28 protein-coding genes are annotated in these 23010 nt (G+C 72.0%); 17 read left to right on the top strand and 11 right to left on the bottom strand.

Features of this window, described 5'->3' with window-relative positions:
* Window positions 1-10 precede the first annotated feature (10 nt).
* Window positions 11-559, top strand: coding sequence for a hemerythrin domain-containing protein (locus tag VFC33_05105; GenBank protein ID HZR12610.1), 549 nt, complete (start codon window positions 11-13; stop codon window positions 557-559).
* Between the two features lie 6 nt (window positions 560-565).
* Complete coding sequence (locus tag VFC33_05100) at window positions 566-1564, top strand: SDR family oxidoreductase (GenBank protein HZR12609.1); 999 nt, start codon at window positions 566-568, stop codon at window positions 1562-1564.
* Between the two features lie 3 nt (window positions 1565-1567).
* On the opposite strand, the gene VFC33_05095 is transcribed toward VFC33_05100, so the two are convergent.
* Window positions 1568-2218, bottom strand: coding sequence for a nitroreductase family protein (locus VFC33_05095; protein ID HZR12608.1), 651 nt, complete (start codon window positions 2216-2218; stop codon window positions 1568-1570).
* A 55-nt stretch (window positions 2219-2273) separates the two neighbouring features.
* Here VFC33_05095 and VFC33_05090 point away from each other — a divergent pair, with 55 nt between their 5' ends.
* Window positions 2274-3266 carry a lysylphosphatidylglycerol synthase transmembrane domain-containing protein gene (locus VFC33_05090; GenBank protein ID HZR12607.1) on the top strand — a complete coding sequence of 331 codons (993 nt, stop codon included), beginning with the start codon at window positions 2274-2276 and terminating at the stop codon, window positions 3264-3266.
* Here VFC33_05090 and VFC33_05085 read toward each other — a convergent pair.
* Window positions 3208-3816 carry a class I SAM-dependent methyltransferase gene (locus VFC33_05085; GenBank protein ID HZR12606.1) on the bottom strand — a complete coding sequence of 203 codons (609 nt, stop codon included), beginning with the start codon at window positions 3814-3816 and terminating at the stop codon, window positions 3208-3210. The genes VFC33_05090 and VFC33_05085 overlap by 59 nt on opposite strands.
* Window positions 3813-4772, bottom strand: a complete 960-nt coding sequence (locus VFC33_05080; GenBank protein ID HZR12605.1) for a glycosyltransferase family 2 protein — start codon at window positions 4770-4772, stop codon at window positions 3813-3815. Before VFC33_05080 ends, VFC33_05085 begins: the two co-directional genes overlap by 4 nt.
* Window positions 4773-4877: 105 nt before the next feature.
* Here VFC33_05080 and VFC33_05075 point away from each other — a divergent pair, with 105 nt between their 5' ends.
* Both VFC33_05075 and VFC33_05070 read left to right on the top strand, forming a co-directional pair.
* Window positions 4878-6269: a glycosyltransferase family 39 protein gene (locus tag VFC33_05075; protein HZR12604.1), complete on the top strand. Its 1392-nt coding sequence runs from the start codon at window positions 4878-4880 to the stop codon at window positions 6267-6269.
* The gene (locus tag VFC33_05070; GenBank protein HZR12603.1) at window positions 6266-7654 is read left to right on the top strand and encodes a glycosyltransferase family 39 protein; all 1389 of its coding nucleotides are present in this window, start codon (window positions 6266-6268) and stop codon (window positions 7652-7654) included. The genes VFC33_05075 and VFC33_05070 overlap by 4 nt, the downstream gene beginning before the upstream one ends.
* On the opposite strand, the gene VFC33_05065 is transcribed toward VFC33_05070, so the two are convergent.
* From VFC33_05065 to VFC33_05035, 7 genes are all read right to left on the bottom strand, one after another.
* Window positions 7619-8245 carry a TetR/AcrR family transcriptional regulator gene (locus VFC33_05065; GenBank protein ID HZR12602.1) on the bottom strand — a complete coding sequence of 209 codons (627 nt, stop codon included), beginning with the start codon at window positions 8243-8245 and terminating at the stop codon, window positions 7619-7621. The two genes, VFC33_05070 and VFC33_05065, sit on opposite strands and share 36 nt — an antisense overlap.
* A gap of 83 nt (window positions 8246-8328) precedes the next feature.
* Entirely contained in the window at window positions 8329-9339 is a 1011-nt protein-coding gene (locus tag VFC33_05060) for an aldo/keto reductase (protein ID HZR12601.1), read from the bottom strand.
* 14 nt (window positions 9340-9353) lie between these two features.
* Window positions 9354-10460, bottom strand: coding sequence for a Zn-dependent alcohol dehydrogenase (locus VFC33_05055; GenBank protein ID HZR12600.1), 1107 nt, complete (start codon window positions 10458-10460; stop codon window positions 9354-9356).
* A gap of 45 nt (window positions 10461-10505) precedes the next feature.
* Window positions 10506-10790, bottom strand: a complete 285-nt coding sequence (locus VFC33_05050; GenBank protein ID HZR12599.1) for a hypothetical protein — start codon at window positions 10788-10790, stop codon at window positions 10506-10508.
* Window positions 10787-11890, bottom strand: a complete 1104-nt coding sequence (locus VFC33_05045) for a glycosyltransferase (GenBank protein ID HZR12598.1) — start codon at window positions 11888-11890, stop codon at window positions 10787-10789. The genes VFC33_05050 and VFC33_05045 overlap by 4 nt, the downstream gene beginning before the upstream one ends.
* Window positions 11891-11924: 34 nt before the next feature.
* Window positions 11925-12617 (bottom strand): hypothetical protein, encoded by a 693-nt coding sequence (locus VFC33_05040; protein HZR12597.1) that lies wholly within the window; start codon window positions 12615-12617, stop codon window positions 11925-11927.
* Between the two features lie 216 nt (window positions 12618-12833).
* Window positions 12834-13574 (bottom strand): DUF5317 family protein, encoded by a 741-nt coding sequence (locus VFC33_05035; GenBank protein ID HZR12596.1) that lies wholly within the window; start codon window positions 13572-13574, stop codon window positions 12834-12836.
* 68 nt (window positions 13575-13642) lie between these two features.
* Between VFC33_05035 and VFC33_05030 the strand changes: the two genes are divergently transcribed.
* Genes VFC33_05030 through VFC33_05020 form a run of 3 tightly spaced genes read left to right on the top strand, consistent with a single transcriptional unit; the run spans window position 13643 to window position 15442 of the window.
* Complete coding sequence (locus VFC33_05030; protein HZR12595.1) at window positions 13643-14416, top strand: enoyl-CoA hydratase-related protein; 774 nt, start codon at window positions 13643-13645, stop codon at window positions 14414-14416.
* Between the two features lie 25 nt (window positions 14417-14441).
* Complete coding sequence (locus tag VFC33_05025; GenBank protein ID HZR12594.1) at window positions 14442-14660, top strand: biotin/lipoyl-binding carrier protein; 219 nt, start codon at window positions 14442-14444, stop codon at window positions 14658-14660.
* A complete protein-coding gene (locus VFC33_05020) occupies window positions 14657-15442 on the top strand; it encodes an enoyl-CoA hydratase-related protein (protein HZR12593.1) in 786 nt (261 codons plus the stop codon). Before VFC33_05025 ends, VFC33_05020 begins: the two co-directional genes overlap by 4 nt.
* On the opposite strand, the gene VFC33_05015 is transcribed toward VFC33_05020, so the two are convergent.
* Complete coding sequence (locus tag VFC33_05015) at window positions 15439-16335, bottom strand: class E sortase (protein ID HZR12592.1); 897 nt, start codon at window positions 16333-16335, stop codon at window positions 15439-15441. The genes VFC33_05020 and VFC33_05015 overlap by 4 nt on opposite strands.
* An 86-nt stretch (window positions 16336-16421) precedes the next feature.
* On the opposite strand from VFC33_05015, the gene ccmA reads away from it, so the two are divergent.
* The 9 genes from ccmA (at window position 16422) to VFC33_04970 (ending at window position 23003) form a co-directional block, all read left to right on the top strand.
* Complete coding sequence (gene ccmA, locus VFC33_05010; GenBank protein ID HZR12591.1) at window positions 16422-17102, top strand: heme ABC exporter ATP-binding protein CcmA; 681 nt, start codon at window positions 16422-16424, stop codon at window positions 17100-17102.
* A gap of 73 nt (window positions 17103-17175) precedes the next feature.
* Complete coding sequence (locus VFC33_05005; protein HZR12590.1) at window positions 17176-17856, top strand: heme exporter protein CcmB; 681 nt, start codon at window positions 17176-17178, stop codon at window positions 17854-17856.
* Complete coding sequence (gene ccsA, locus VFC33_05000; GenBank protein ID HZR12589.1) at window positions 17853-18605, top strand: cytochrome c biogenesis protein CcsA; 753 nt, start codon at window positions 17853-17855, stop codon at window positions 18603-18605. The genes VFC33_05005 and ccsA overlap by 4 nt, the downstream gene beginning before the upstream one ends.
* A complete protein-coding gene (locus VFC33_04995) occupies window positions 18602-18733 on the top strand; it encodes a hypothetical protein (protein ID HZR12588.1) in 132 nt (43 codons plus the stop codon). The genes ccsA and VFC33_04995 overlap by 4 nt, the downstream gene beginning before the upstream one ends.
* Window positions 18730-19194 carry a cytochrome c maturation protein CcmE gene (locus VFC33_04990; protein HZR12587.1) on the top strand — a complete coding sequence of 155 codons (465 nt, stop codon included), beginning with the start codon at window positions 18730-18732 and terminating at the stop codon, window positions 19192-19194. The genes VFC33_04995 and VFC33_04990 overlap by 4 nt, the downstream gene beginning before the upstream one ends.
* Window positions 19191-21236, top strand: coding sequence for a heme lyase CcmF/NrfE family subunit (locus VFC33_04985; protein ID HZR12586.1), 2046 nt, complete (start codon window positions 19191-19193; stop codon window positions 21234-21236). The genes VFC33_04990 and VFC33_04985 overlap by 4 nt, the downstream gene beginning before the upstream one ends.
* Window positions 21233-21775, top strand: a complete 543-nt coding sequence (locus VFC33_04980; protein HZR12585.1) for a TlpA disulfide reductase family protein — start codon at window positions 21233-21235, stop codon at window positions 21773-21775. The genes VFC33_04985 and VFC33_04980 overlap by 4 nt, the downstream gene beginning before the upstream one ends.
* Window positions 21772-22224 carry a cytochrome c-type biogenesis protein gene (locus VFC33_04975; GenBank protein ID HZR12584.1) on the top strand — a complete coding sequence of 151 codons (453 nt, stop codon included), beginning with the start codon at window positions 21772-21774 and terminating at the stop codon, window positions 22222-22224. Before VFC33_04980 ends, VFC33_04975 begins: the two co-directional genes overlap by 4 nt.
* On the top strand, window positions 22224-23003 hold the full coding sequence (locus VFC33_04970; GenBank protein ID HZR12583.1) for a tetratricopeptide repeat protein: 780 nt from the start codon (window positions 22224-22226) through the stop codon (window positions 23001-23003). The genes VFC33_04975 and VFC33_04970 overlap by 1 nt, the downstream gene beginning before the upstream one ends.
* Window positions 23004-23010 lie beyond the last annotated feature (7 nt).

Below are 23010 nucleotides of genomic sequence, written 5' to 3'. Positions count from 1 at the left end.
GGAGAGGGCCATGGCGAACGACGTCATCGACGCGATCCTCGAGGATCACGCGCAGATCAAGCAGATGATGACGAGCGTCGAGACGGCGACGACCAGTGACGCGAAGGAGGACGCGTTCCACGCGCTGGTCCGCAAGCTCGCGATCCACGAGACGGCCGAGGAAGAGGTCGTGCACCCGCTGCTGCGCCGAACCGAGGACGGCCGGCCGGTCACGGACGAGCTGCTCGAGGAGGAGGACCAGGGCAAGAAGGCCCTCGCCGAGCTCGAGAGCATGGACGTGAACGACAGCGCGTTCGGGGTGAAGTTCGACCAGCTGCGCCGGGACGTGCTGCACCATGCCGAGGACGAGGAACAGCGGGAGCACCCGCGCCTGAAGGCCACCGTCGACGAGAACCGGCTCCGCGACCTGACGAAGGTGTTCCGCGCCGCCGAGCAGACCGCGCCGACGCACTCGCACAAGATGGCACCGGAGTCCGCGACCGGGAACATGGTCGCCGGGCCGTTCGTCGCCATCGCCGACCGCGCGCGCGACGCCATCCGCTCCGCGATGGACCACTGAGTCGCGATGGCACGGGTCGCAGTCATCACCGGAGCCAGCGCGGGCGTCGGACGGGCCTGCGTCCGCGCGTTCGCAGACGCGGGGTACGACGTCGGCCTGCTCGCCCGGGGTGCCGGCGGGCTCGACGCCGCGGCAAAGGACGTCGAGAGCGCAGGTCGGCGTGCGTGCGCGGTCCCGACCGACGTCGCGGAGTACGACCAGGTCGTCGCGGCGGCGCAGCAGGTCGAGCGCGAGCTCGGCCCGATCGACGTGTGGGTCAACGACGCGTTCAGCTCGGTGTTCGCGAAGTTCACGGACATCGACCCGTCGGAGTTCCGTCGCACGACCGCGGTGACGTACTTCGGCCAGGTGCACGGCACGCGAGTCGCGCTCGACCACATGCTCCCGCGCGATCGTGGCGTGATCGTCCAGGTCGGCTCGGCGCTCGCGTACCGCGGCATCCCGCTCCAGTCCGCGTATTGCGGCGCCAAGCACGCGATCAAGGGCTTCACGGAGGCCCTCCGGACCGAGCTGATGCACGAGGGCACCAACGTGAAGATCACGATGGTGCAGCTACCCGGCTTGAACACGCCGCAGTTCAGCTGGGTGCTGTCGCGCCTGCCCAACCATCCGCAGCCCGTCCCGCCGATCTTCCAGCCCGAGGTCGCCGCCCGTGGCGTGCTGTACGCGGCCGAGCACCCGAACCGGCGCGAGTACTACGTCGGCGGCAGCACGGCCGCGACGATCGCGGGCAACGCGATCATCCCCGGGCTGCTCGACCGCTACCTCGCGCGCACCGGGTTCAAGAGCCAGCAGACCAAGGAGCCGAAGAGCCCGGGTCGCCCCGCGAACCTGTGGAACCCGGCCGACGAGACCGAGGACTACGGCGCGCACGGCGAGTTCGATGCGACGGCGAAGGACCGCAGCTACCAGTGGTGGTACACGAGCCACCGGCGCGGGCTCCTGGCCGGTGCGGCGGCCGCGCTCGCGGGAGCCGTCGCCGTCGCGGTGACGCGCGGGAGATGACGCCTACCAGCGGTCCCAGTGCACGACGTCGTCGAGCGGACGGCGTGACGCGGGTCGGAACTGGTCGCCGACGGTGTGGGCGACGGGCACCAACGCGACCTGCGTGACGTCGTCGAAGGGGATCCCGAGCACGACTGCGGCCTCGCGCTCCAGCTCGAGGTGCGCGGTCGTCCACGAGGTACCGAGCCCGCGCGAGCGGGCCGCGAGCATGAAGCTCCAGACTGCCGGGAGGATCGACCCGAACGCCGTCGCCTGATCCGCGACCGGCGCGCCGTCGAACCGGCCGTCGAGGCACGGCACGACGAGCGCGGGCACCTCGTGGATGTGCTCGTACAGGTAGCCCGAGGACGCGAGGACGCGCCGGCGCGTCGCCCGTTCCGCGTCGTCGAGCGTCCGGACGCGCTTGCGCGTGCCGCGCGTGCGCGTGGCATATGCGACCGCCGCGCGCCGGTACACGTCGGCGAGCGCGGCGCGCGTCGCGTCGTCGGTGACGACGACGAAGTGCCAGCTCTGGTCGTTCCCGCCGGTCGGGGCCTGGAGCGCGAGTGCCAGGCAATCACGGAGCAGCGCAGCGTCGACGGGACGGGTGAGGTCGAGCCGGCGCCGGACGGCTCGCGTCGTGGTCAGCAGCTCGTCGACGTCCTCGAGACGCACGAGGCCCGACCGTATCCGGTCACAGTGCCCTGTACGCTGCTGGGTCCTGAAGCGCGTGCACCTCGCCCGACTCACGACGGCCGTCGGCATCCTCATCGCGATCGCGGGCGGTGTGTTCGTCGTACGCGCGATCGCGTCGCAGTGGACCGACGTCCGCCGGTCGATCGACGACGCGAACGTCGCCTGGCTCGCGGCCGGTGGTGCGATCGCCGCGCTCGGGATGGTCGCGATCGCGCTGCCGTGGCGGCGCGCGCTCGCACTCCTCGGTGCGGACGTCACGTTCCGGGCCACGATCGTCTGGTACTTCGTGGGCGAGATCGGCAAGTACGTGCCCGGCGGCATCTGGCCCGTCGTCGGCCGTGCGGAGCTCGTCCGGCGCGGCGGCATCCCGCGGCCCGCTTCGTACGCGAGCGTCGCGCTCTCGCTGGGCGCGCTGTACCTCGCGGGGATGCTGGTCGCCGCGGTGTTGCTCCCGTTGCGGTTCCTGCACGGTGGCGCGACGGCCTGGCTCTGGGTGCTCGTCCTGCTGCCCGTCGGCATCGCGCTGCTGCACCACCGGCTGCTGGGCTGGCTCGTCGCGCGCGCGGAACGGCTCCTGAAGCGTGACCTGCCCGTCGTCGTGCCGCGGTGGTCGTCGTCGTTGCGGCTGGTGCTCGAGTACGTGCCGAGCTGGTTGCTGATCGGCACCGCGACGTGGTGCATCGCCCGCGCGTTCACCGCGCACGCGTCGTGGTTGACGATCGCGCCCGCGGCGATGATCTCGTGGGTCGCGGGGTTCGTGCTCGTACCGGTCCCCGGCGGCATCGGCGTCCGTGAAGCTGCGTTCGTCGCGCTCGTCGGCGGCGGGATCCCGTCCGGGACGCGCGCCGCGATCGCGGTGACGGCCCGGCTCGCGTTCATGCTCGTCGACGCGCTCGGTGCCGGGATCGGTGCGCTGTGGCGCGCGGGACCCGAGCCCGCCGTGGCCGGTCGCGCGACCGACGGGCCGCCTACGCGCGAACCCGCGCTGCCACCATCGTCCACGGCGGCGGGTTCGACACGGCCGTGACGTCGAGCACGCAGCCGACGACGGCGGTGAAGCGCCGCCGTGACCAGTGCTGTACGTGGCCCGGCGTGTTGCCGAGCGCGGCCAAGTACTTGCCCCGGGCGATGTTCGCGACCCGCCACAACGGCTCGCGCGGGACCGAGACGAGGACGTCACCCGCCGCGACGCGCGCGATCTCGCGCAGCGCCGCATCGGGCTGCGGGACGTGCTCGAGCACCTCGATCGCGAGCACGAGGTCGAACGAGGCGTCGGGAAAGGGGAGCGCCACGATGTCGGCGAACGCACCCGGGAGCGCGCGCGTGCGCCAGTGGTCGGCAAGGCTCGGGTCGGGCAGGTCGATGCCCGCAATCGCGGCGCCGGGGTACCGCTCCCTCACGCGCGCTGCGATCTGCCCTTCGCCGACGCCGACCTCGAGGACGCGGGCGGGTGTGCGGACCGGGAGCATCGCGTCGAAGCGGGCCATGAACCGGGCCATGAGACGGCGCTCGATCGGGTTCGCGCTCGCGTACTTGTCGTAGGTGTTCCCGGTCGGGACGGCGGTCGACGTCGTCACAACGACGCGGGTTCGACCTCGTCGCGGGGTTTGGTCACGCGGACGATGAGGTCGGCGAGCAGCCCGATGCCGAGGAACAGCAACCCGGCGAAGAAGATCAGCAGCGTGTTCGCCGCGAGGCGGAAGTCGCGGCTCGACCAGTCCAGACCGAGCTTGACGACACCGAGCGCGAGCAGCGTCGTCGAGAACGGCAGGAAGACGCGCAACGGCTTGTACGACAGCACCATCCGGACGACCTGGATGAGGTAGTTCTTGGTGTCCCTCCACCAGTGGAACTTCGACTTGCCGGCGCGCGGCGAGTACTCGATCGGCACGTACTTCACGGAGTAGCCGTTCGCGAGGAAGGCCATCGTGATCGTCGTGACGCACGAGAAGCCCTGCGGCAGGAGGTGGAGGTACTGGCGGGCCACGTCGGCGCGGAACGCGCGCAGGCCGGAGTTCAGGTCCGGGATCGGCGTCTCGACCAGATAGCTCGCGAGCTTCCTGATGATCCACTTGGCCGGGACGCGCAGCAACTTCTGCGTCCCCTGCTCCGACGTCCGCGCCCCGACGATCTGGTCGTAGCCGTCGAGCTCCTTGACGAGCCGCGGGATCTCGTCGTTCGGGTAGGTCATGTCGGCGTCCGTCCAGACGACGACACGCCCGCGTGCGGCACGCGTGCCGGCACGGCGCGCGGATCCCGACCCGCGGTTCTGCGGGAAGACGATGAGGCGGATGTCCCGGATGTCGCGGAGCTCGTCCGCGGAGCCGTCGCGCGAGCCGTCGTCGACCACGAGGATCTCGTAGCTGTACGGCGACGCGTCGAGCGCGGCCCGGATCCGGTCGATCTCCGTCCGGATGTGGCCGCGCTCGTTGAAGACGGGCAGCACGACGGTCACGTCGACCGTGGCGCCGGGCGCCGCGTCGTCGACCGCGCTGCCGTCCAGCGGACCGGGGAGTGGAGAGGTCGCCGTCAAGGTCTCCCGACGGTAGCGCGTCGGACCACTCGCCGTCCGGGCGATCGCGCGGTCCGCGGGATCGAGCCTGGTCGCGTCGGGCCGTGCCGAGTACGTTCAGCAGCCGTGACGGCGGGCGGCGCGCACGGCGATGCGGTCCGGCGGACCGGCAGGAGGTTTGCGCTCTGGCTCTCGTTGATCTGCGCGGTCGGGCTCGGCGTCCGGATCGCGTTCGTCCTCCTGCTGCGGCAGCCGCACATGCCGTTCCCGGGCGACTCGTTCATCTACAGCGCGAGCGCCAACCTGGTGGCCGACGGCAAGGGTTTCGTCGAGCCGTTCAGCGGGTTGCTCACCAGGCACACCGTGCCCACCGCGTCCCACCCGCCGCTGTACATCCTGTGGCTCGCGGTGGCGGCGTTCGTCGATCCCCGGAGCAACACCAGTCAGCTGACGTTCGTGCTGTGGTCGTGTGTGCTCGGGACCGGGACGATCGCGCTGTGTGGCCTCGCGGGGCGGGAGATCGCGGGGGACGTCGCGGGTCTGTTCGCGGGCGCGCTGGCCGCGGTGTACCCGAACGCCTGGGTGCACGACGGCATGCTGCTGTCGGAGACGATGGCGCTGTTCACGGCGGCCGGGGTGCTGCTGTTCGCGTACCGGTTCTGGCGCCGGCCGAGCGTGTGGCGTGCGGTGTGGCTCGGTGTCTGGTGTGGCGCGATGGCGCTGGCACGCTCCGAGCTGCTGCTCGCCGCCGCGCTCGTGCTCGTGCCGCTGCTCCTGTTCGCGCCGCGCGAGACATGGGCGCGCCGCCTGCGCTGGTTCGGCGCCGGGGTGGCCGCGACGGCGATCGTCCTCGCGCCGTGGCTGATCTCCAACGCGGTGCGTTTCGAGAAGCCGGTGTTCCTGTCGACGAACTTCGGCCCGACGCTCGCCGCGTCGAACTGTCGTACCACCTATTACGGGAGGTACATCGGCTTCAAGAGCTACGACTGCTCGTCCGCGCTCGATCGCAAGGTCGCGCGTGAGCATCCTGCGTGGGCTTCCGGCGACGAGTCGGTTCGTGACGATCTCTTGCGCGCGGAGGCGGCAAAGTACATCCGTGCGCACGCGAGTCGCGTCCCGCTCGTCGTGCTGGCGCGGGTCGGACGGATCCTGGGTGTCTTCCAACCGTTCCAGGAGGTCGGGGTCGACCACCTGCTCTACGAGCAGGCGCGCATGGTGACCGTCAGCCTGGTGGTGAGCTTCTGGATCCTCGGCGCGATCGCGGTCGTCGGCGGGGTCGTCCTGCGACGGCGCGGCGTCCCGGTGTGGCCCACGCTCGCGGTCCCCGTCGCGGTCGTCATCGCGGTCGCACTGACGTTCGGCCAGTTGCGCTACCGCGCGCCGGCCGAGGCGTCGGTGATCGTGCTCGCGGCGGTCGCGCTCGAAGCCGGGTTCCAACGCTGGCGCAGCGCGGTCGCGCGCACCGCGGGCGCCGAGCCGGAGCCGATCGAGCCGGTGCCCGTGGTGAGCTCAGGATGAGGACGCGCGCCGAGCGGCGAGCGCGACGCCGCGGGCTCGGCTTCGGCTGGAGCCTCACGATCCTGACGCTCGTCGCGTTCGGCGGGCGGGTCGCGTACGTGCTCACGCTGCGAACGCGGTGGAAGATCACGTTCGGCGACTCGCTCTACTACTGGGGGATGGCGAACGCGCTCGCGCGCGGGCACTGGTTCGCAGCGCCGTCGTTCGCCCCCGGCCGCTACGTCGCGGACGCGAGCCATCCACCGCTGTACTCGCTGTTCCTCGCGGTCGTTCCGTTCTTCAAGAACGGGCCCGCGACCCCGACGCAGCTCATGCTGTGGTCCTGCGCGCTCGGCGCTGTGTCGGTCCTGCTCGTCGGCCTCGCGGGCCGCGAGATCGCGGGGAGCCGGATCGGGCTGATCGCCGCCGGGCTCGCCGTCGTCTACCCGAACATGTGGGTGCACGACGGGATGCTGCTGTCGGAGACGATGGCGATCTTCGTGTCCGCGGGCGTCGTGCTGTTCGCGTACCGCTTCGCGCGCCGGCCGAGCGCCTGGCGCGCGGTGTGGCTCGGCGTGTGGTGCGCGCTCGCGACGCTCGCGCGCTCCGAGCTGGTGCTGATCGTCCCGCTGCTGCTGGTCCCGCTCGTGCTGACACGCGCCGACACGTCGTGGATGGGCCGCCTCCGGTGGCTCGTCGCCGGAGGCGCCGCGATCGTCGTCGTGATGGGCCCGTGGATCGGTTACAACCTCGCGCGCTTCAAGGAGCCGGTGTACCTGTCGACGAACCTGTCCGGGACGCTGAGCGCGGCGAACTGCCACGACACCTATTACGGCAAGACGATCGGCTTCAAGAGCTACACGTGCGGCTACGACTACCTGATCACGGCCGCGAACAAGCATCCCGGCTTCAACACGATGGACCAGTCGCAGCAGGACCGGCTCGTGCGCGCGGAGGCGTTCCGGTACATCAGGACGCACCTGCACCGCCTGCCACTCATCGTGCTGGCACGGGAGGGGCGGATCCTCGCGGTGTTCAAGCCGTTCCAGGAGGTCGCGGTCGACCACGGGCTCTACAACGAGGAGCGGACGATCGGTCGCAGCCTCGTGTGGAGCTTCTGGGTCATGTTCCCGCTCGCGATCGTGGGCTCGTTCGTCCTGCGCCGGAGGCGCACCGGCGTACCGGTCTGGCCGCTGTGGACGATGCCCGCGGTCGTCGTGATCGCGGTCGCGTTCACGTTCGCGCAGGTGCGCTACCGGGCGCCCGCGGAGCCGTCGTTCGTGCTGCTCGCCGCGGTCGCGGTCGACGCCGGCGCGCGCGCGATCGCGCAGCGACGCGCGCATCGACGCGACGTCGTGGCGGACCAGCCGTCACACGACGTCGGTGCGGGCGTGCTCACGCCCTGACGCGACGTCCAGCTCGCCGGTGCGCACGCCCCGCAGCCCGAACCACGCCATCTCGGAGAGCCAGCGCGCGAGACGCTCGGGATCGCGTTCCGCGTTGGCGCGCTGCAACCGGCGGCTCGTCGCCTCCGCCATGCCGACGAGCGCGTGTGCGAGCACGCGGCGGTGCTCCTCGGCGACGTCGATCTCGATGAGACCGGCGATCAGCTCGGCGATCTGGTCGATCGTGTGCTGGACGAAGCGCGAGAACTCGGGGTCGTTGCGAACGGGCGCGCCGAACAGCACCCGGAAGCCGGCGTCGTTCTCGGTCACGAACCGGAAGTACGCGGCGAAGCCGGCCTCCACCCGCTGCCGGCCGGTGTGCACCTCCTCCGTCGCGCGCCGGATGTGCGTCAGGAGTTGCGACTCGACATCACCGAGCACCTCGCCGTAGAGCGCGCGCTTCGACGGGAAGTGCTGGTACAGGACGGGCTTCGTGACGCCCGCGGCCTCGGCGACCTCGTCCATCGAGGTGCCGTGGAACCCGCCGGTCGCGAACACCCGGCACGCGACGTCCAGGAGCTGGCGGCGCCGCTGCTCGGCCGGGAGTCGCATCGGCCGAGGCTAACTGACGGGGTGCGCGGGGACGGGTTGCCCGGCGCGCTGACGGGGTGCGCCGGGACGGGCTGCCCGGCGCGTCAGGACGCGACGCTCGACTTCAACGGCATCTCGTAGCGGTCCGTGTGGTCGAAGTTCCGCGCCCAGAGCGCGTCGAGCTCGGCCTTCTCGTCCCGGCTGAGCGGGAGGTCCGACGCGGCGGCGTACTCGCGCACCTCGCCGATGTTGACGCACGTCGGCAGGACGGTCGTGAACGCGTCGAACGCGAGGATGCCCGCCATCGCGGCCTGCCCGATCGTACGACCGGTCTCGGGTGCCCACAGGAACGCGAGCGTGTCCGCCTTCTCGAAGTTGTCGAGCATGTTGTCCCGGTTGCGGTACGCGCGGTGGTCGTCCTCGGCGAACACGGTGTCGCGGTCGATCTTCCCGGACAGCACGTCGGACGCGTGCGGCACGCGCGAGATCAGGCCGACGCGTCCCTCGGCGACGGCCGGCTGCGCGGCGAACGTGCGGCCCGGCTCCTGCTCGAGGATGTTGAACACCGTCTGCAACGCGACGATGTCGCGGTCGCGGAGCGACTCGATGCCCTCCTCGACCCAGCCGACCGCCGGGCCGAGCGACACGCCGAGCTCGCGGACCTTGCCCTCGGCGCGCAGCTTCGCGAGCTCGTCCCACAGCGCGTCGTCGCGCACAGGGTCGATGCGCACGTTGTGCAGCTGCAGGAGGTCGATCGCCTCGCGGTCGAGACGGCGCAGCGAGTCCTCGACCTGCTTGCGCACGCCCGTCGGCGTCCAGTCCTGCGGCCGCTCGGACTGGTGCGCCATGCGCGGCGCGGTGATGTCGTAGCCGCACTTGGTCGTGACCACGACGTCGTCGCGGCGACCGAGGAGCTCGGCGACGAGCCGCTCGCCGAACCCGTCGTCGCCGTACGCGGGCGCGGTGTCGAAGAACGTGATGCCGGCGTCGAGCGCGGCGTGGACGAGCCCGGCCTTGTCGTCGACGCGACCCCACCAGTCGGTCGCGATCGTCCAGAAGCCGAACCCGACCTCGGACACCTCGAGGTCGCTCGAACCGAAGCGGCGGTAGCGCATTGGATCAGCCCTCGCTACGAGTACTTGATGACGGAGCGCGCGATGGAGCCCGAGCCCATGTTCGCGAGCGCGTCGTTCACACCGTCGAGCGTGATCTCGTTCGAGATCAGCTCGTCGAGCATGAGCTTGCCCTCGGTGTAGAGGCGTGCGTACGTCGGGATGTCCTGGTGGACGTTCGACGACCCGTACCAGCAGCCGCGGACCTGCTTCTCGAGGATCACGAAGCCGAGCGCGGCGGGGATCGTCGTCATCACGTCCATCTTCGGGACGCCGACGAGCACGGCCTGCCCGCCGCGGCGCGCCATGTTGATCGTCTGGTCGATCGTCTCCTGCAGCCCGATCACCTCGAACGCGACGTCGGCGCCGCGCCCACCGGAGAGCTCCTGCACCTTCGCGACCGGGTCGCCGTCGGACGCGTTCACGAGATCGGTCGCGCCGAACTTCTGCGCGGTCTGCAGCTTCCCGTCGTTCATGTCGACCGCGATGATGCGCTCCGCGCCCGCGTGGCGCGCGCCCTGGATGACGTTCAGGCCGACGCCCCCGCAGCCGACGACCGCGACCGTGTCGCCCTTGACGATGTCCGCGGTGTTCACCGCGGCGCCGAACCCGGTCAGCACGCCGCAGCCGATCAGTGCGGCCGCGGTCAGCGGCATGTCGTCGGGGATCTTCACCGCGCCGATCGCCGGAATGACCGTCTCCTCGGAGAACGTGCCCGACGCGGCCATCTGGAACAGGGGCTGGCCGCCAACGGAGAAGCGCGACGTCATGTCCAGCAGTCCGCCGCTCATCGCGGCGGCCGAGCCGGGCTCGCACAGCTCCCCCTGGCCGTGCTTGCAGAAGTAGCACTCGCCGCACTGCGGCACCCACGAGATGACGACGTGGTCGCCGGGCTCCAGGTTGGTGACGCCCTCGCCGACCTCCTCGACGATGCCCGCACCCTCGTGACCGAGGACCGACGGCAGCGGGCTCAACAACGTGCCGTTCGTGACCGAGAGGTCGGAGTGGCAGACGCCCGACGCGCCGAGTCGGACGCGGACCTCGCCGGCCTTGGGCGCCTGGAGGTCGACGTCGACGATCTCGAGCGGCGATCCGATCTCCCTGCACACGGCGGCCTTGGGCATGGCGAAGCTCCTTGAACGAGAACCCGACTGTCCGGTCAAGGGTAGTCAGCGCGCCTGCTGCTGCTCCGCTCGCTCTCGGCCTTGGTCGCGCTCCGCTCGCTCCGCGGCGCGGATGCCGTACCCCATGACGATCGGCACCGGCAGGATCACGCACGACGCGACGAGCGCCGCGATGCACACCGCGACCAGCGCGCGCGGGAAGCCCGTCGCGGCGGCGGCGCCGAATGCGACGATCGCGACGAGCAGCGCGCCGTAGCCCGCCCGCTTCGCGATGCGGACGCCCACCGCGAGGCGGGCGCGGTGACGCAGGACGGGGTCGTCCGCGCTCATGCCGTGCGTTCCTCGGGCACGACGGCGCGCGCGAGCACGTCGGCGAGGCGGGCGGGGAGCGTCGCGATCGAGAGATGCCGGCGCACGGCGTCGAGGTTGCGCTCGATCCGTGCGTCGTCGGGCGCGCGGAGCCATCGGATTACGTCTTCGACGTCGTCGATCGACGGCGACGACAGCCCGATCGCCGCGAGCTCCTCACGGACGGGGTACGGGCCGGTGACGACGAGCCGTCGCGCGATCGTCGCCTCGACGAGCGGGTTGCCGAACCCCTCCCACGTCGAGGGGAACACGACGACGTCTGCCGCGGCATACGCGTCCGCGACGTCGCCGACGGGTGCGATCGTCACCGGGACGGCGGCGTCGCGGACGAGCGCGTCGAGCGTCGGGCCGTAACCGTCCTCGGCGGGCCCGGTGAGCCAGTACCGCACCCGCCGGTCGGGGAGCGCGCGCTGGAGGCCGGTGGCGAACGAGAGCCCGCCCGGCACGTTCTTGCGCTCGATCGCGCGCGTCGGCTGCAGGACGACGACCTCGTCCGGGCGGAAGCCGAGCGCGGCACGCGTCGCGGGACGGTCTCCCGGCCGGGTGTCGACGTCGAAGCAGTTGGGGACGTGCACCGCGCGCGCGGGCGGGATCCCGCGCGCGACGAGCTCGGCGCGCGATCGGGCGTTGATCGTCGCGTGGACGACGTGCGGGGCGTCCGGCGGAATGTCCGTGACGCGCGCAGTCGTGGCCCGCTGCCAGGGCAGGTCGTGGTGATGGAGGACGACCGGCACGTCGGCGCGCTGCGCGACTCGGGCTGTCGCGCCCGCCGCCTCGGCGTTCAACGGCAGCGAGCAGACGTTCTCGACGACAAGGACGTCGACGTCGCCGACCACGCGTTCGAGCTCGGCCGGCGCCGCCCGTGTGCCGGCGCGCGGCTCGATCGCGAGCCAGGGGAGCGTCACGTCGCCCGGCCGCCCGCCGTCGAGCAGCTCGCCCGCGACGCGCCGGACATCGAACCCGAGCGCCCGGAGCGCGCCCTCCCACTTGCGGGCCTCGACGGACACGCCGTCGGTGCCACCGAGACGGAAGGACACCACTGCGGCGACGCGACGAGCCACGCGCGAGACGATACGCGCGAGGCGGTCGACAGGATCAGGCGAGCTGCGGGAGCCGGCGGTTCGTCGCGTCGAGCACCGCGCGCGCGACGGCATCCTTCTCGTCGTGGTCGCGCACGAGCGCGGACCCCGAGACGAGCTGCTCGCCGCCGGGCAGGACGAAGACGACGGTGACGACGGCGATCTCGTTCGTGCCGACGCGTACGACCTGCGCGCTCTCGACGTCGAGGCACTCCGCGACGGGCTCGAGCTGTCGCAGCGCGTCGAGCGTCGCCGTCGCGACGAGCCGGTGACGGGTCGCGGCCGCGATGGAGCCTTCGGCGAAGCCGACGACCTCGTCTTCGCCCGCGCCGTCGGACGGGGGGCTCCCGGAACGATGCATCGTGACCCGGACGAGCGAGCGCAGCCCGCTCACCTCGGCACTGACCGACTCGATCGTCGGACGTGGGGGTGCCGCCGTCACCCGTGGCGTGGGCGCGTTCGGCGTGTCGCCGCCGAACTGCACCACGGACACGACCCGGCGGTCGATCTCGATCCCGAACGACGCGAGCGCGACCGACTGGATGTCGCGCACGACCTGCTTCGGGTGCTTGCCCGGGTGGGCGAGGACGTGGACCTCGGCGGGCATCCCCGTCTCGTCCGCGACGATCCGGGCGGCCGAGATGTCCGGGAGCCGGCACAGCTCGCGCTCGAGCTCGCGCAGCTCGAGGTCCGGTTGCGTGTCCCCCACTGGATCGGCCTCCCCGCCCGCGCCGCCGGCGCGCCCTGCCCCCGGGGGCGTCAGGATACGCCCGCGTTGCCACGCGCTGTCACGGAACCGACCGTTCGGGTGCGCGGCAGCCACGCCGCCGGGTGTCACTGATGTTGCTGGTGACGCCGGTGGGCCGCTCTGAGGCGAACGCGCGTACGACGCGCGCGTGCTCGACGCGCTCGCGCGCGCCGGGAACTAGGGCGCCGCGAGCCAGAGCGCAGCATCGGCCTGCTCCGCACGCAGGGACACCTCGTCGAGGACGTCGAGGACGATCTCCCGGCGAGGCGGCGGGGGTGGAGCGGTGAACGACGGCGACGGCGCGGGCACCGGAGCGCGCGGCGCACGTTCCGGCGTTCGCACCTCGCGGCGTTGCCGCGCGACGGGCGACGACGCGAACACGCTCTCCCACGCGTCGTCCTCGCGGCGGCTCGCCCAGAAGAAGACGTCGATGAGGCCGATCGCCAGGATGAGGTCGCCGAACGACAGGATGTCGTGGAAGGGCGCCGGCAGCATGATCCGGTCGTCGAGCACCGTCAGGAGGTCGCCGGGCTGCTCGGGCCGGTGCTTCACCGACGTCTCGACGCGCGACACCACGCGGCCCTGGGCGTCCGTTCGCGTCGGACCGTTCGCAGGCATGCCCTGGTTCAGCGCGATGACGATCGCGTTGAGCGCGAGGCCGACGAGGATGACGCTCGTGCCCCGGATGCGCAGGTTCGCGAGGCAGAACCCGATCAGGCACGCGTAGGAGAGGACGAGGAGGCCGAAGCCGACGTCCGCGACGCGTGACGTCGGGAGGTGGACGAGTCCGAGCGCGACCTGGATCGCCAACGCGACGAACAGCATCCCGAAACCCTCGACCGGCAGGCGGCCGAGTCGCCGGAAGCTGCCCTTCGTCACGACGACCACGACCAGCGCTGCTGCGAGCGCGACCGCCATGAGACCCACGGGCGGCCACGGTAGCGACGCCGCGTCGCGACGGCGCGGACCCTCCTACGATCCCCGTCGTGCCTGACGTGCGATACCAGGTGGACGGCGCGGTCGCGCGCGTGACGATCGACCGCGAGGAACGCCGGAACGCGATGTCGTTCGACGTGATGCGCGAGCTGCGGGCGGCCTTCGCCCGGGCCCGAGCCGACGACGACGTGCACGTGCTCGTGCTCACGGGGGCGGGCGACCGCGCGTTCTGTGCCGGAGCCGATCTCGGTGGCATCGCCGACACGTCCGCGAGCGTCGTGCACGACGCCCGCGGCGAGGTCGCCGGCCTCTTCCGTGACCTGTGGGACCTCGGGAAGCCATCGATCGCCCGCGTGCGGGGCTACGCGCTCGCGGGCGGGTTCGGGCTCGCGCTCGCGTGCGACCTCGTGGTCGCGGCCGAGGACGCCGTCTTCGGCACGCCGGAGATCGACGTCGGCCTGTGGCCGTACATGATCTCCGTGCCGCTCCTGCGCGCGATGTCGCCGAAGCAGGCGCTCGAGCTGATGATGACCGGCCGACGCGTCGACGCGCGCGAGGCGCGGGAGCTCGGGATCGTCAACCGCGTCGTGCCGGTCGACCAGCTCGACGCCGCCGTCGACGAGCTCGCCGCGACGCTCGCGGCGAAGTCGCCGCTCGTCATGCGTTGGGGTCGCGACGCGTTCTACCGCGTCGTCGACATGCCGGCCGGAGACGCGCTCGCGTACCTCCACGCGATGTTGAGCGTGACGAGCCACAGCGACGACGCGGCCGAGGGTGTCGCCGCGTTCGCCGAGAAGCGCCGACCGCGCTGGACCGGGCGGTGACGGCGCGTGAGTAGTGTGCGCCGCCATGGCTGAGCTCCGCGCCGAGATCACGGCGAACGTGTGGCAGGTCGTCGCCGAAGAGGGCCAGATGGTCGCCGAGGGCGACGAGATCGTCATCCTCGAGTCCATGAAGATGGAGATCCCCGTCGTGACCGACGTGCCCGGGTACGTGCGGGAGCTGCACGTGAAGCCCGAGGACGTCGTGCAGGAAGGCGACCTGATCGCGGTCATCGACGAGTCGTGAGCGACGCCGGCACGATCCGCTGGGAGACGCGCGGCGACGTCGGTGTCGCCGTCATCGACCGCCCGGACCGCCGCAACGCGCTGAACGCCGAGCTCGCAGACGAGCTGCGCGCCCGTCTCGAGACCGCGCAGCGCGCGCGTGCCGTCGTCGTCACCGGCGAGGGCCGCGCGTTCTGTGCGGGCGCGGACCTCGCCCGTCGCTTCGACGACGTCGCGACCGCCGACGGCGCGGGCACCGACTCGTTCCGCCCCGCGTTCGAGCGGCTCCTCGACGCGATCGTCGCGTTCCCCGCGCCCGTGATCGCGGCCCTCAACGGGCACGCGCTCGGCGCGGGGCTCCAGCTGGCCGTCGCGTGCGACCTGCGCGTCGTGCAACCGGGCGCCTCGCTCGGGATCCCCGCGTCCAAGCTCGGTGTGATGCTCAGCGCCCCGAACATCGCCCGTCTCGCGACACTCGTCGGTCAGGGCCCCGCGCGTGATCTGCTGTTCACCGGTCGCGCCATCGACGCCGAGGAGGCGTTCCGGATCGGCCTCGTCCATCGCGTCGTCGACGACGCGCGCGCGGCCGCGCTCGCGTGGGCCGACGAGCTCGCACACCTCGCGCCGCTCACGATCGCGGGGCACAAGCGCGCGCTGAACCTCGTCGCCGAGCGGCACCTCCTCGACGACGCCGCCCGGCGGGAGATCGCGGGACTCGAGGCGGACGCGTTCGCGAGCGCCGACCTGCAGGAGGGCCTGGCCGCGTTCACCGAGAAGCGCGCGCCGCGCTTCGAGGGTCGCTAGTAGTTGGCCGGCAGCAACCGGTCGAGGTGCGAGTAGAAGAAGAAGAGGATCACCAGGAACGGCACGATGCCGACCATCCAGGTGGTCCAGCGCGGGTGGCGGTGGAACACGAGCCACCACAGCAGGCCGATCGCCGCGGCGGCGAGACCCCACCAGAGCGTCAGGAGCTTCGACTCCTGCTCACCGGACAACCCCGCACTCGACAGGTGTGCGGCGGCGCGTTGCTGCGCGCTGGCCGACGGCGCGGGCGCGGGTGGCGGGCTCTTGTCCGCGACGAGCGTCGCCTTCACCACGAGGCGCTGGCGCGCGGAGTACCGCGGGTTGCACGTCGTGAGGGTGAGCGTCGCGTCGGGCGTCGGATCGAGCACCTGCACGTCGCTCGGGTCGACGATCAGCTGCTGCGTGACGCGGTAGTGGTACGTCCCCGCGACGGTGCGGATCGCGATGTCGTCGCCCGCCCCGAGCTCGTTGAGACGGTAGAACGGCGCGCCGTACGTCGTGCGGTGGCCGGCGATCGCGGCGTTGCCGAGCTGCCCGGGCATCGGCGTGAGCGGGTAGTGGCCCGGGCCCTTGCGCAGGTCGGGTCGCTCGATGCCCTGCACGACCGCCGAGTTCACCCCGATCTTCGGGATCTGGATGATCGCGATCGCCTCGCCGGTCGGCGGCGGGAGCGTGGTCGTGGTCGTCGTGCTCGGCGCGGGTCCGACCGTGTCGGGCGTGGTCGTCGTCGTGGACGCCTCGTGCTGGAGCGCCCGCGCGAACTCGTGCTTCAGCTTCGACTGCTGGCGCGCCTCGTAGATGCCCGTGCCCCACAGCTGGTAGGCGACGAGCAGCAGGATGAGGATGCCCACCGTGACGAGGATCCGCCCCGTCGCGGCCACGACCCGGCGCACGGGCGGAGACTAGGCGGGGCGGCACTCGACTCCGTGGACACGGGGCGTCCCAGGTACGCTCGCGGGCCGACTCTCCGGAGGCGTGCGTGTCCCTCGTCGTCCGTCTGCGATCCGCCGTGTGCCTCCTCGGGCGCTTCCCGGCCCTGGCCGGCGTCGATCTCGACGTGGACGAGGGCGAGCTCGTGCTGCTGTCCGGGCCGAACGGCGCGGGCAAGACGACGCTGCTGCGACTGCTCGCCGGCATGGTCCCTCTCCACTCCGGCGAGGCGCACGTCCTCGGCCACGACCTCGCGCGCGACCGGCGCGCGCACCGCCGCGACCTCGCGCTCGTCGGCCACGAGACGTTCTGCTACGACGACCTGACCGTCGCCGAGAACCTGCGGTTCGCCGCCCGCGCGGCAGGTCGCGCCGCGAGCGCGTCTGACGAGGCGATGGCGCGGCTCGGGCTCGAGCGCCTCGCCGGTGTCACGCACGGTCGTCTGTCCGCCGGGCAGCGCCGCCGGCTCGCGCTCGCCGTCGCCCTCGCGCGCGACCCGCGGCTGCTGCTGCTCGACGAGCCGCACGCCGGCCTGGACGCCCAGGGCCGCGAGGTACTCGACGCCGTCCTCGGGTCCGCACCGGCGGACGGCCGGACGGTGATCGTCGCGTCCCACGAGCTCGACCGCGCGCGTGCGCTCGCGAATCGCGAGGTGCACGTGGTCGCGGGCCAGGCCCACGCGACGGAGGCGCCGTTCGCCCCCGCCCTCGTCGTGGACGCCGCGACATGAGCGCGCGAGCCGAGAGGCGAGCGGGAGCGGTGGCCACGGCGGCCCGGCGCCGCAGGCGCCAGGAGCGGGAACGTTGAGCTTGCTGCGCGAGCTGTGGCTCGTCACCGAGAAGGACCTGCGGATCGAGCTGCGATCGCGGGTGACGCTCGGGCAGGTCCTGCCGTTCGGCCTCATCGTGCTCCTGCTGTTCGCGTTCGCGCTCGACCCCGACCGCGGGCTCTTGCCGAAGGTCGCGCCCGGGCTGTTCTGGGTCGCTGTGCTGCTGGCTGCGCTGCTCGCGATCTCCCGCTCGTTCTCGATCGAGCAGGCGAACGGCGCGCGCGACGGGCTGCGCCTCTCAGGGCTCGACACGGGCGCGATGTTCCTGGGCAAGGCGCTCGCCGTCGTCGTGCAGCTCCTGGCCCTCGAGGTCGTCCTCGGCCTCGGCGTCGTCCTGTTCTACGACCTGACCCCGCGCGCGGCGGAGATCCTCGTGCCGACCGCGGTGGCCGCGACCGTCGGGCTGGCGGCCGCCGGTACCCTCTACGGCGTTCTCGCCGCGGGCCTGCGGGTACGGGAGACGTTGCTGCCGCTCCTGCTGCTGCCGGTGCTCGCGCCGGTGATGCTGGGCGCGACGCGGGCGTTCGAGGCGGGACTGGGGCTGAACGGCTCGACCGGCGAGGCGTGGCCCTGGGTGGAGCTGCTGGCGCTGTTCGCGGTGATCTACACGACGATGGGGTTCCTGGCCTTCGGGCCGCTGCTGGAGGAAGCGTGACGGCGAGGCTCCTGCCACGACGGGTGTCGAACGCCATCGGCTGGGCCGCGGTCGTCGCGCTCGTCACGCTCGCGCTCTTCGCGCTCTGGGGTGCGCCACCCGATGAGGTGCAGGGCGACGCGCAGCGCATCATGTACGTGCACGTGCCGGCAGCGTGGCTCGCGTACCTCGCGTTCGCGGTCACGGCGCTGGCGTCGGTCCTCTACCTGTGGCCGCGCACTCGCTCGTCGGTGTGGGACCTGCTGGCGGGCGCGTCCGCGGAGCTCGGCGTGCTGTTCACCGGGCTCACGCTCGTGCTCGGGTCGCTGTGGGGCCGGCCCGTGTGGGGGGTCTGGTGGGCGTGGGACGCACGTCTCACCACGACGGCCGTCCTGTTCTTCCTCTATCTCGGCTACCTCTCGCTGCGCCGCATCCCCGGCGGTGAGGAGGCGCGCGGCAAGCGGTGCGCGATCGCCGCGCTGGTCGCGTTCGTCGACGTCCCGATCGTGCACCTGTCGGTCAACTGGTGGCGCACGCTGCACCAGCAGGCGACCGTCTTCAACCCCGAGCTCAACCCGAAGATCCACGGCGTGATGGCGTTCACGCTGTGGCTCGGCGTCTTCGCGTTCACGCTCACGTACGTGTACCTGCTCGACCGGCGGTACCGGCTCGCGTGCCTCGAGGAGGATCAGGAGCAGCGCGAGCTCGACGCCGCGATCGCCGAGCGCGTCGCCGACGCGCGCGACGAGCCGGTGGGGGTGACGCGGTGAGTGACGTGGGGTACGTCGCCGCGGCGTGGTCGATCACGGGTGCGGCGATGCTCGCGTACGCCGCGCGCGTCATGATTCGCACCCGGCGGGCCGAGCGGTCGCTGCCCGACGACGATCCCCGCCGATGACGACGACGTCGGCACCCCCCGCCGCCGCGGCACCGTCGCCCGCGCCGAAGAAGCGCGTCCGCAAGCTCCGCTACTGGATCGCCGCGATCCTGTGCGTCGGTGCCGTCGCCGCGCTGCTGATCGGCGGTCTGTCGCACAATCTCATGTACTTCCGGACCGTGTCCGAGGCGGTCAAGGCGCGCGAGTCGACGGGCACGCACCGGTTCCGCATCGCGGGCTGGGTCGTGCGGGGCGACACGCACGAGACGAGCAACGGCGTGCGCTTCATGCTCACGGACAAGAAGGAGACGGTGCAGGTCGACCACACCGGCGACCCGCCCGAGCTGTTCAAGGACGGCGCGCCCGTCGTGTGCGAAGGACACTGGGCCAAGACCGGGCTCGTGTTCGACTCGGATCGCATCCTCATCAAGCACGGCGCGGAGTACACGCCTCCGACGACGACCGCGCAATCGACGCGGTGAGGGCGCAGCTCGGCATCTTCGGGCTCGTGCTCGGCGTCGTCTCCGCGGCGCTCGGCATCGGCACGCTGGCGTTCGGCATCGCGCGTCACGACGACCGCCTCCTGCGGGTCGGTCGCAGGTACGTGTTCGCGCTGCTCGCGGGCGCCGTCATCGCGGTCATAGCGATGGAGTGGGCGCTGCTGTCGCACGACTTCTCGCTCAAGTACGTCGCGGACAACAACGCGCGTGCGACGCCGCTGCTGTTCACCGTCACGGGCCTGTGGGCCGCGCTCGAGGGGTCGATCCTGCTGTGGGGTCTGATCCTCGCCGGGTTCCTCGCCGCGACGGCGTACAAGTTCCGCCAGCGCGCGACCGACCCGCTCGTCGCGTGGGCGACGCTCACCGGTCTCGTCGTCGCGTTCTTCTTCTTCCTGCTGATGCTCGTCCCCGCGAACCCGTTCAAGACCTTCGCGGGCGCGGTGCCGGCCGACGGTCGCGGCCCGAACCCGCTGCTGCAGGACCACCCGCTGATGGCCTTCCACCCGCCGATGCTCTACCTCGGCTACGTGGGGTTCACGGTGCCGTTCAGCTTCGCGATCGCGGCACTGGTCACCGGGCGCTTCGGTGAGGGATGGCTGGCCGACACGCGGCGCGCCACGTTGCTCGCGTGGGGGTTCCTGACGATCGGGATCATCCTCGGCGCGTGGTGGAGCTACGAGGTCCTCGGCTGGGGTGGCTACTGGGCATGGGACCCGGTCGAGAACGCGTCGCTGCTGCCGTGGCTGACGGGTACCGCGTTCATCCATTCGGTGATGGTGCAGGAACGCCGCGGGATGCTGCGCGTCTGGAACCTCTCCCTCGTCGTCGCGACGTTCTGCCTCACGATCCTCGGGACGTTCCTCACCCGCTCCGGCATCGTGAACTCCGTCCACTCGTTCACGCAGTCGCCGATCGGCCCGTGGCTCCTCGGGTTCCTCGCGTTCTGCGCGGTCGTCGGCATTGGCCTCATCGCGTGGCGCGGCGACAAGCTGCACGCGCCGGGACGGATCGACTCGCCGACGTCGCGCGAAGCGGCGTTCCTCGCCAACAACCTCGTGTTCGCGGGCCTCGCGTTCGTCGTGCTCCTCGGCACGGTGTTCCCGTTGATCGCGGAGGCGATCAACGGGAACCAGCTCTCCGTCGGCGAGCCGTACTTCGACCGCATGACGACGCCGCTGGGGATCGCGCTGCTCTTCCTGATGGCGGCGGCGCCGGCACTGCCGTGGCGTGCCGCGAGCGGTGACGTGCTGCGGCGCCGCCTCGTCGTGCCGGCCTACGTCGGTGGCGCGTCGATGGCGCTCGCGCTGGTGGCCGGCGCGCGCGGCATCGCCGACGTGCTCGCGTTCGGTCTCGCGGGGTTCGCGCTCGCAGGTGTCGCGCGGCAGGTGTGGATCGGCGTGCGCGCGCGGCGGCGCGCGCACGGCGAGAACGCCGCGCTCGCGCTGCAGCGCGCAGTGCGCAACAACCCGCGGCTCTACGGCGGGCTGCTCGTCCACGTCGGCGTCGTCGTCCTCGCGGTCGCGCTGACGGCCTCGCAGGGCTACACGACGAAGCACGAGGTGCACCTCCGCGAGGGCCAGTCCGCCAGGGTCGACGGCTACACGCTCACGTACCTCGGGGCGCGCACCCAGAACAGCGCGCAGAAGACGACGACGTCCGCGCGCGTGCGCATCCGCAAGGGCGGCGACGATCTCGGCGTCTACGCGCCCGCGGTGTCGAGCTTCCCGAACTCGAACGAGGGCATCGGGACGCCGTCGGTGCGGACGGGTCTGCTGAACGACGTGTACCTGACGTTGGTGTCGTCGCCGACCGAGCGCGGCACCGTGACCCTCGGCGTGCAGATCACGCCGTTCGCGCTGTGGCTGTGGGTCGGCGGGGCGATCATGGCGGCGGGCACGCTCGTCGCGCTGTCGCCGTCGATCGGGAACCGGTTCCGTCGCGTGCGCCGTGAGCGACCGCGCGACCTCCTGGACGCCGGGCCCGACGGGGCGATCGAGCCGGAGCTCGAGGTCGCGACGAGATGAGGCATCCCGCGCGATGGGTCGCGGGGGGCGTGGGCGTGATCGTCGCGCTGCTCGCCGTCGTGCTCGCCGTCAACAGCGGCAAGGACCCGCGCGCCGACGCGAGTCACAGCCGGCTCGTCGGGCAGCCGGCGCCGGCGTTCACGTTGCCGACGATCGACGGGAAGCAGGTGAGCACGGCGTCGCTCGCGGGCAAGACCGTCGTCGTCAACTTCTGGAACACGTGGTGCCAGCCCTGTCAGCAGGAGCTCCCGACGCTGCTCGACTACTGGTCGCGGCACTCCAACGATCCGGACCTCGTGATGGTCGGCATCGTGCGCGACGACACCGAGGGCGCGGTGAAGGCGGCGGTGAGCGCGGAGCACATCGGCTGGACGATCGCGATGGATCCCGGCGCGAAGGCCGCGCTCGCGTTCGCGACGCGCGGCCAGCCGGAGACCTACGTCATCGGTCCCGACGGCGTGATCGCGGGTTCGCAGTACGGGCCGCTGACGGTGCAGAGCCTCGACGCGATGGTGACGGCCGCGAGAGGCCGCGCGTGAAGCGGTGGGGGCCGTGGGCGCTGCTCGCGGTGATCGCCGCGGTCGTGCTCGCGGTCGCGGCGTGGCCGTCGGGCGGTCACGCGACGATCGCCGAGCGGACGCGCTCGCTCGCGTCGGAGCTGCGCTGCGTCGACTGCGAGGCGCTGTCGATCGCCGACAGCGCGACACCGACCGCCGCCGCGCAGCGTGCCGACATCGAGGCGCGGCTGCGGGCCGGTCAGACCGACGGGCAGATCCGGCAGGCGTACGTCGACCGCTACGGTCCGTCGATCCTCCTGAAGCCGCAGAACGACGGCATCGGGATCCTCGTCTGGGGCCTGCCGGTCGCCGCGTTCATCCTCGGCGCGGGTGGTCTCGCGTACGCCCTCTGGCGGTGGCGGCGTGAACCCCGGCTGGCCGCGACCGAGGCGGACGAGCAGCTCGTCGCGCAGGCGCGCGAGGCGGGTTGATGGCCGACCCCGACGAGCGTGAGGCGCTCGAGGCCGAGCGTGACTTCATGCTGCGGTCGCTCGACGATCTCGAGCGCAACCGTGCCGCGGGTGACATCGACGACGAGACGTACGAGCGGCTGCACGCCGACTACACGGCCAAGGCCGCGGCCGTCCTGCGCGCGCTGCGCGACGGCGTCGACGCGCGACCGGCCAGACCGCCGACGTCGACGGCACGCCGGGTCGGGGTCGTCGCGGCGCTGCTCGCGTTCGCGACTGCGGCCGCGGTCGCGCTGTCGTTCGCGCTCGGCGCGCGGTTGCCCGGCGGCGAGGTGACCGGCGACAGCCAGACGACGACCACCGCCGGTTCGCGCGTCGACAGCCTGAAGAAGGCGACGCAGGAGCACCCGAACGACCCGCAGGCGCACCTCGCGTACGCGCGGGTCCTCCTCGCGCAGCAGCAGTACGCCGACGCGCTCCGCGAGTACGACGCCACCGCGAAGCTCGACCCGAAGAACGCCGAGGCGCTCGCGTACGGTGGCTGGATCGTCTTCCTCGCGAACCTGCCCGACCAGTCGCTGCAGCGCCTCGACCAGGCGGTCGCGGCGGACCCGCAGTACCCCGATGCCCACTTCTTCCGCGGGATGGTCCTGTTCCGCGGCAAGAACGAGCCGTGCCCCGCGGTCGGCGAGTTCCAGCGCTACCTCGCCGTCGCGAACGACAGCCAGCTGGCGCCGCAGGTCCAGCAGGTCCTCCAGCAGGCCCTCACGGCGTGCCCGTCAGCACAGCAGCACAAGTAAAGGAGCT

Source organism: Acidimicrobiia bacterium (assembly GCA_035651955.1).
In the GTDB taxonomy this organism is placed as follows: domain Bacteria; phylum Actinomycetota; class Acidimicrobiia; order IMCC26256; family JAMXLJ01; genus JAMXLJ01.
The sequence above is the reverse complement of the archived record's forward strand: the minus strand, read 5'-3'. Positions and strand labels throughout refer to the sequence as shown.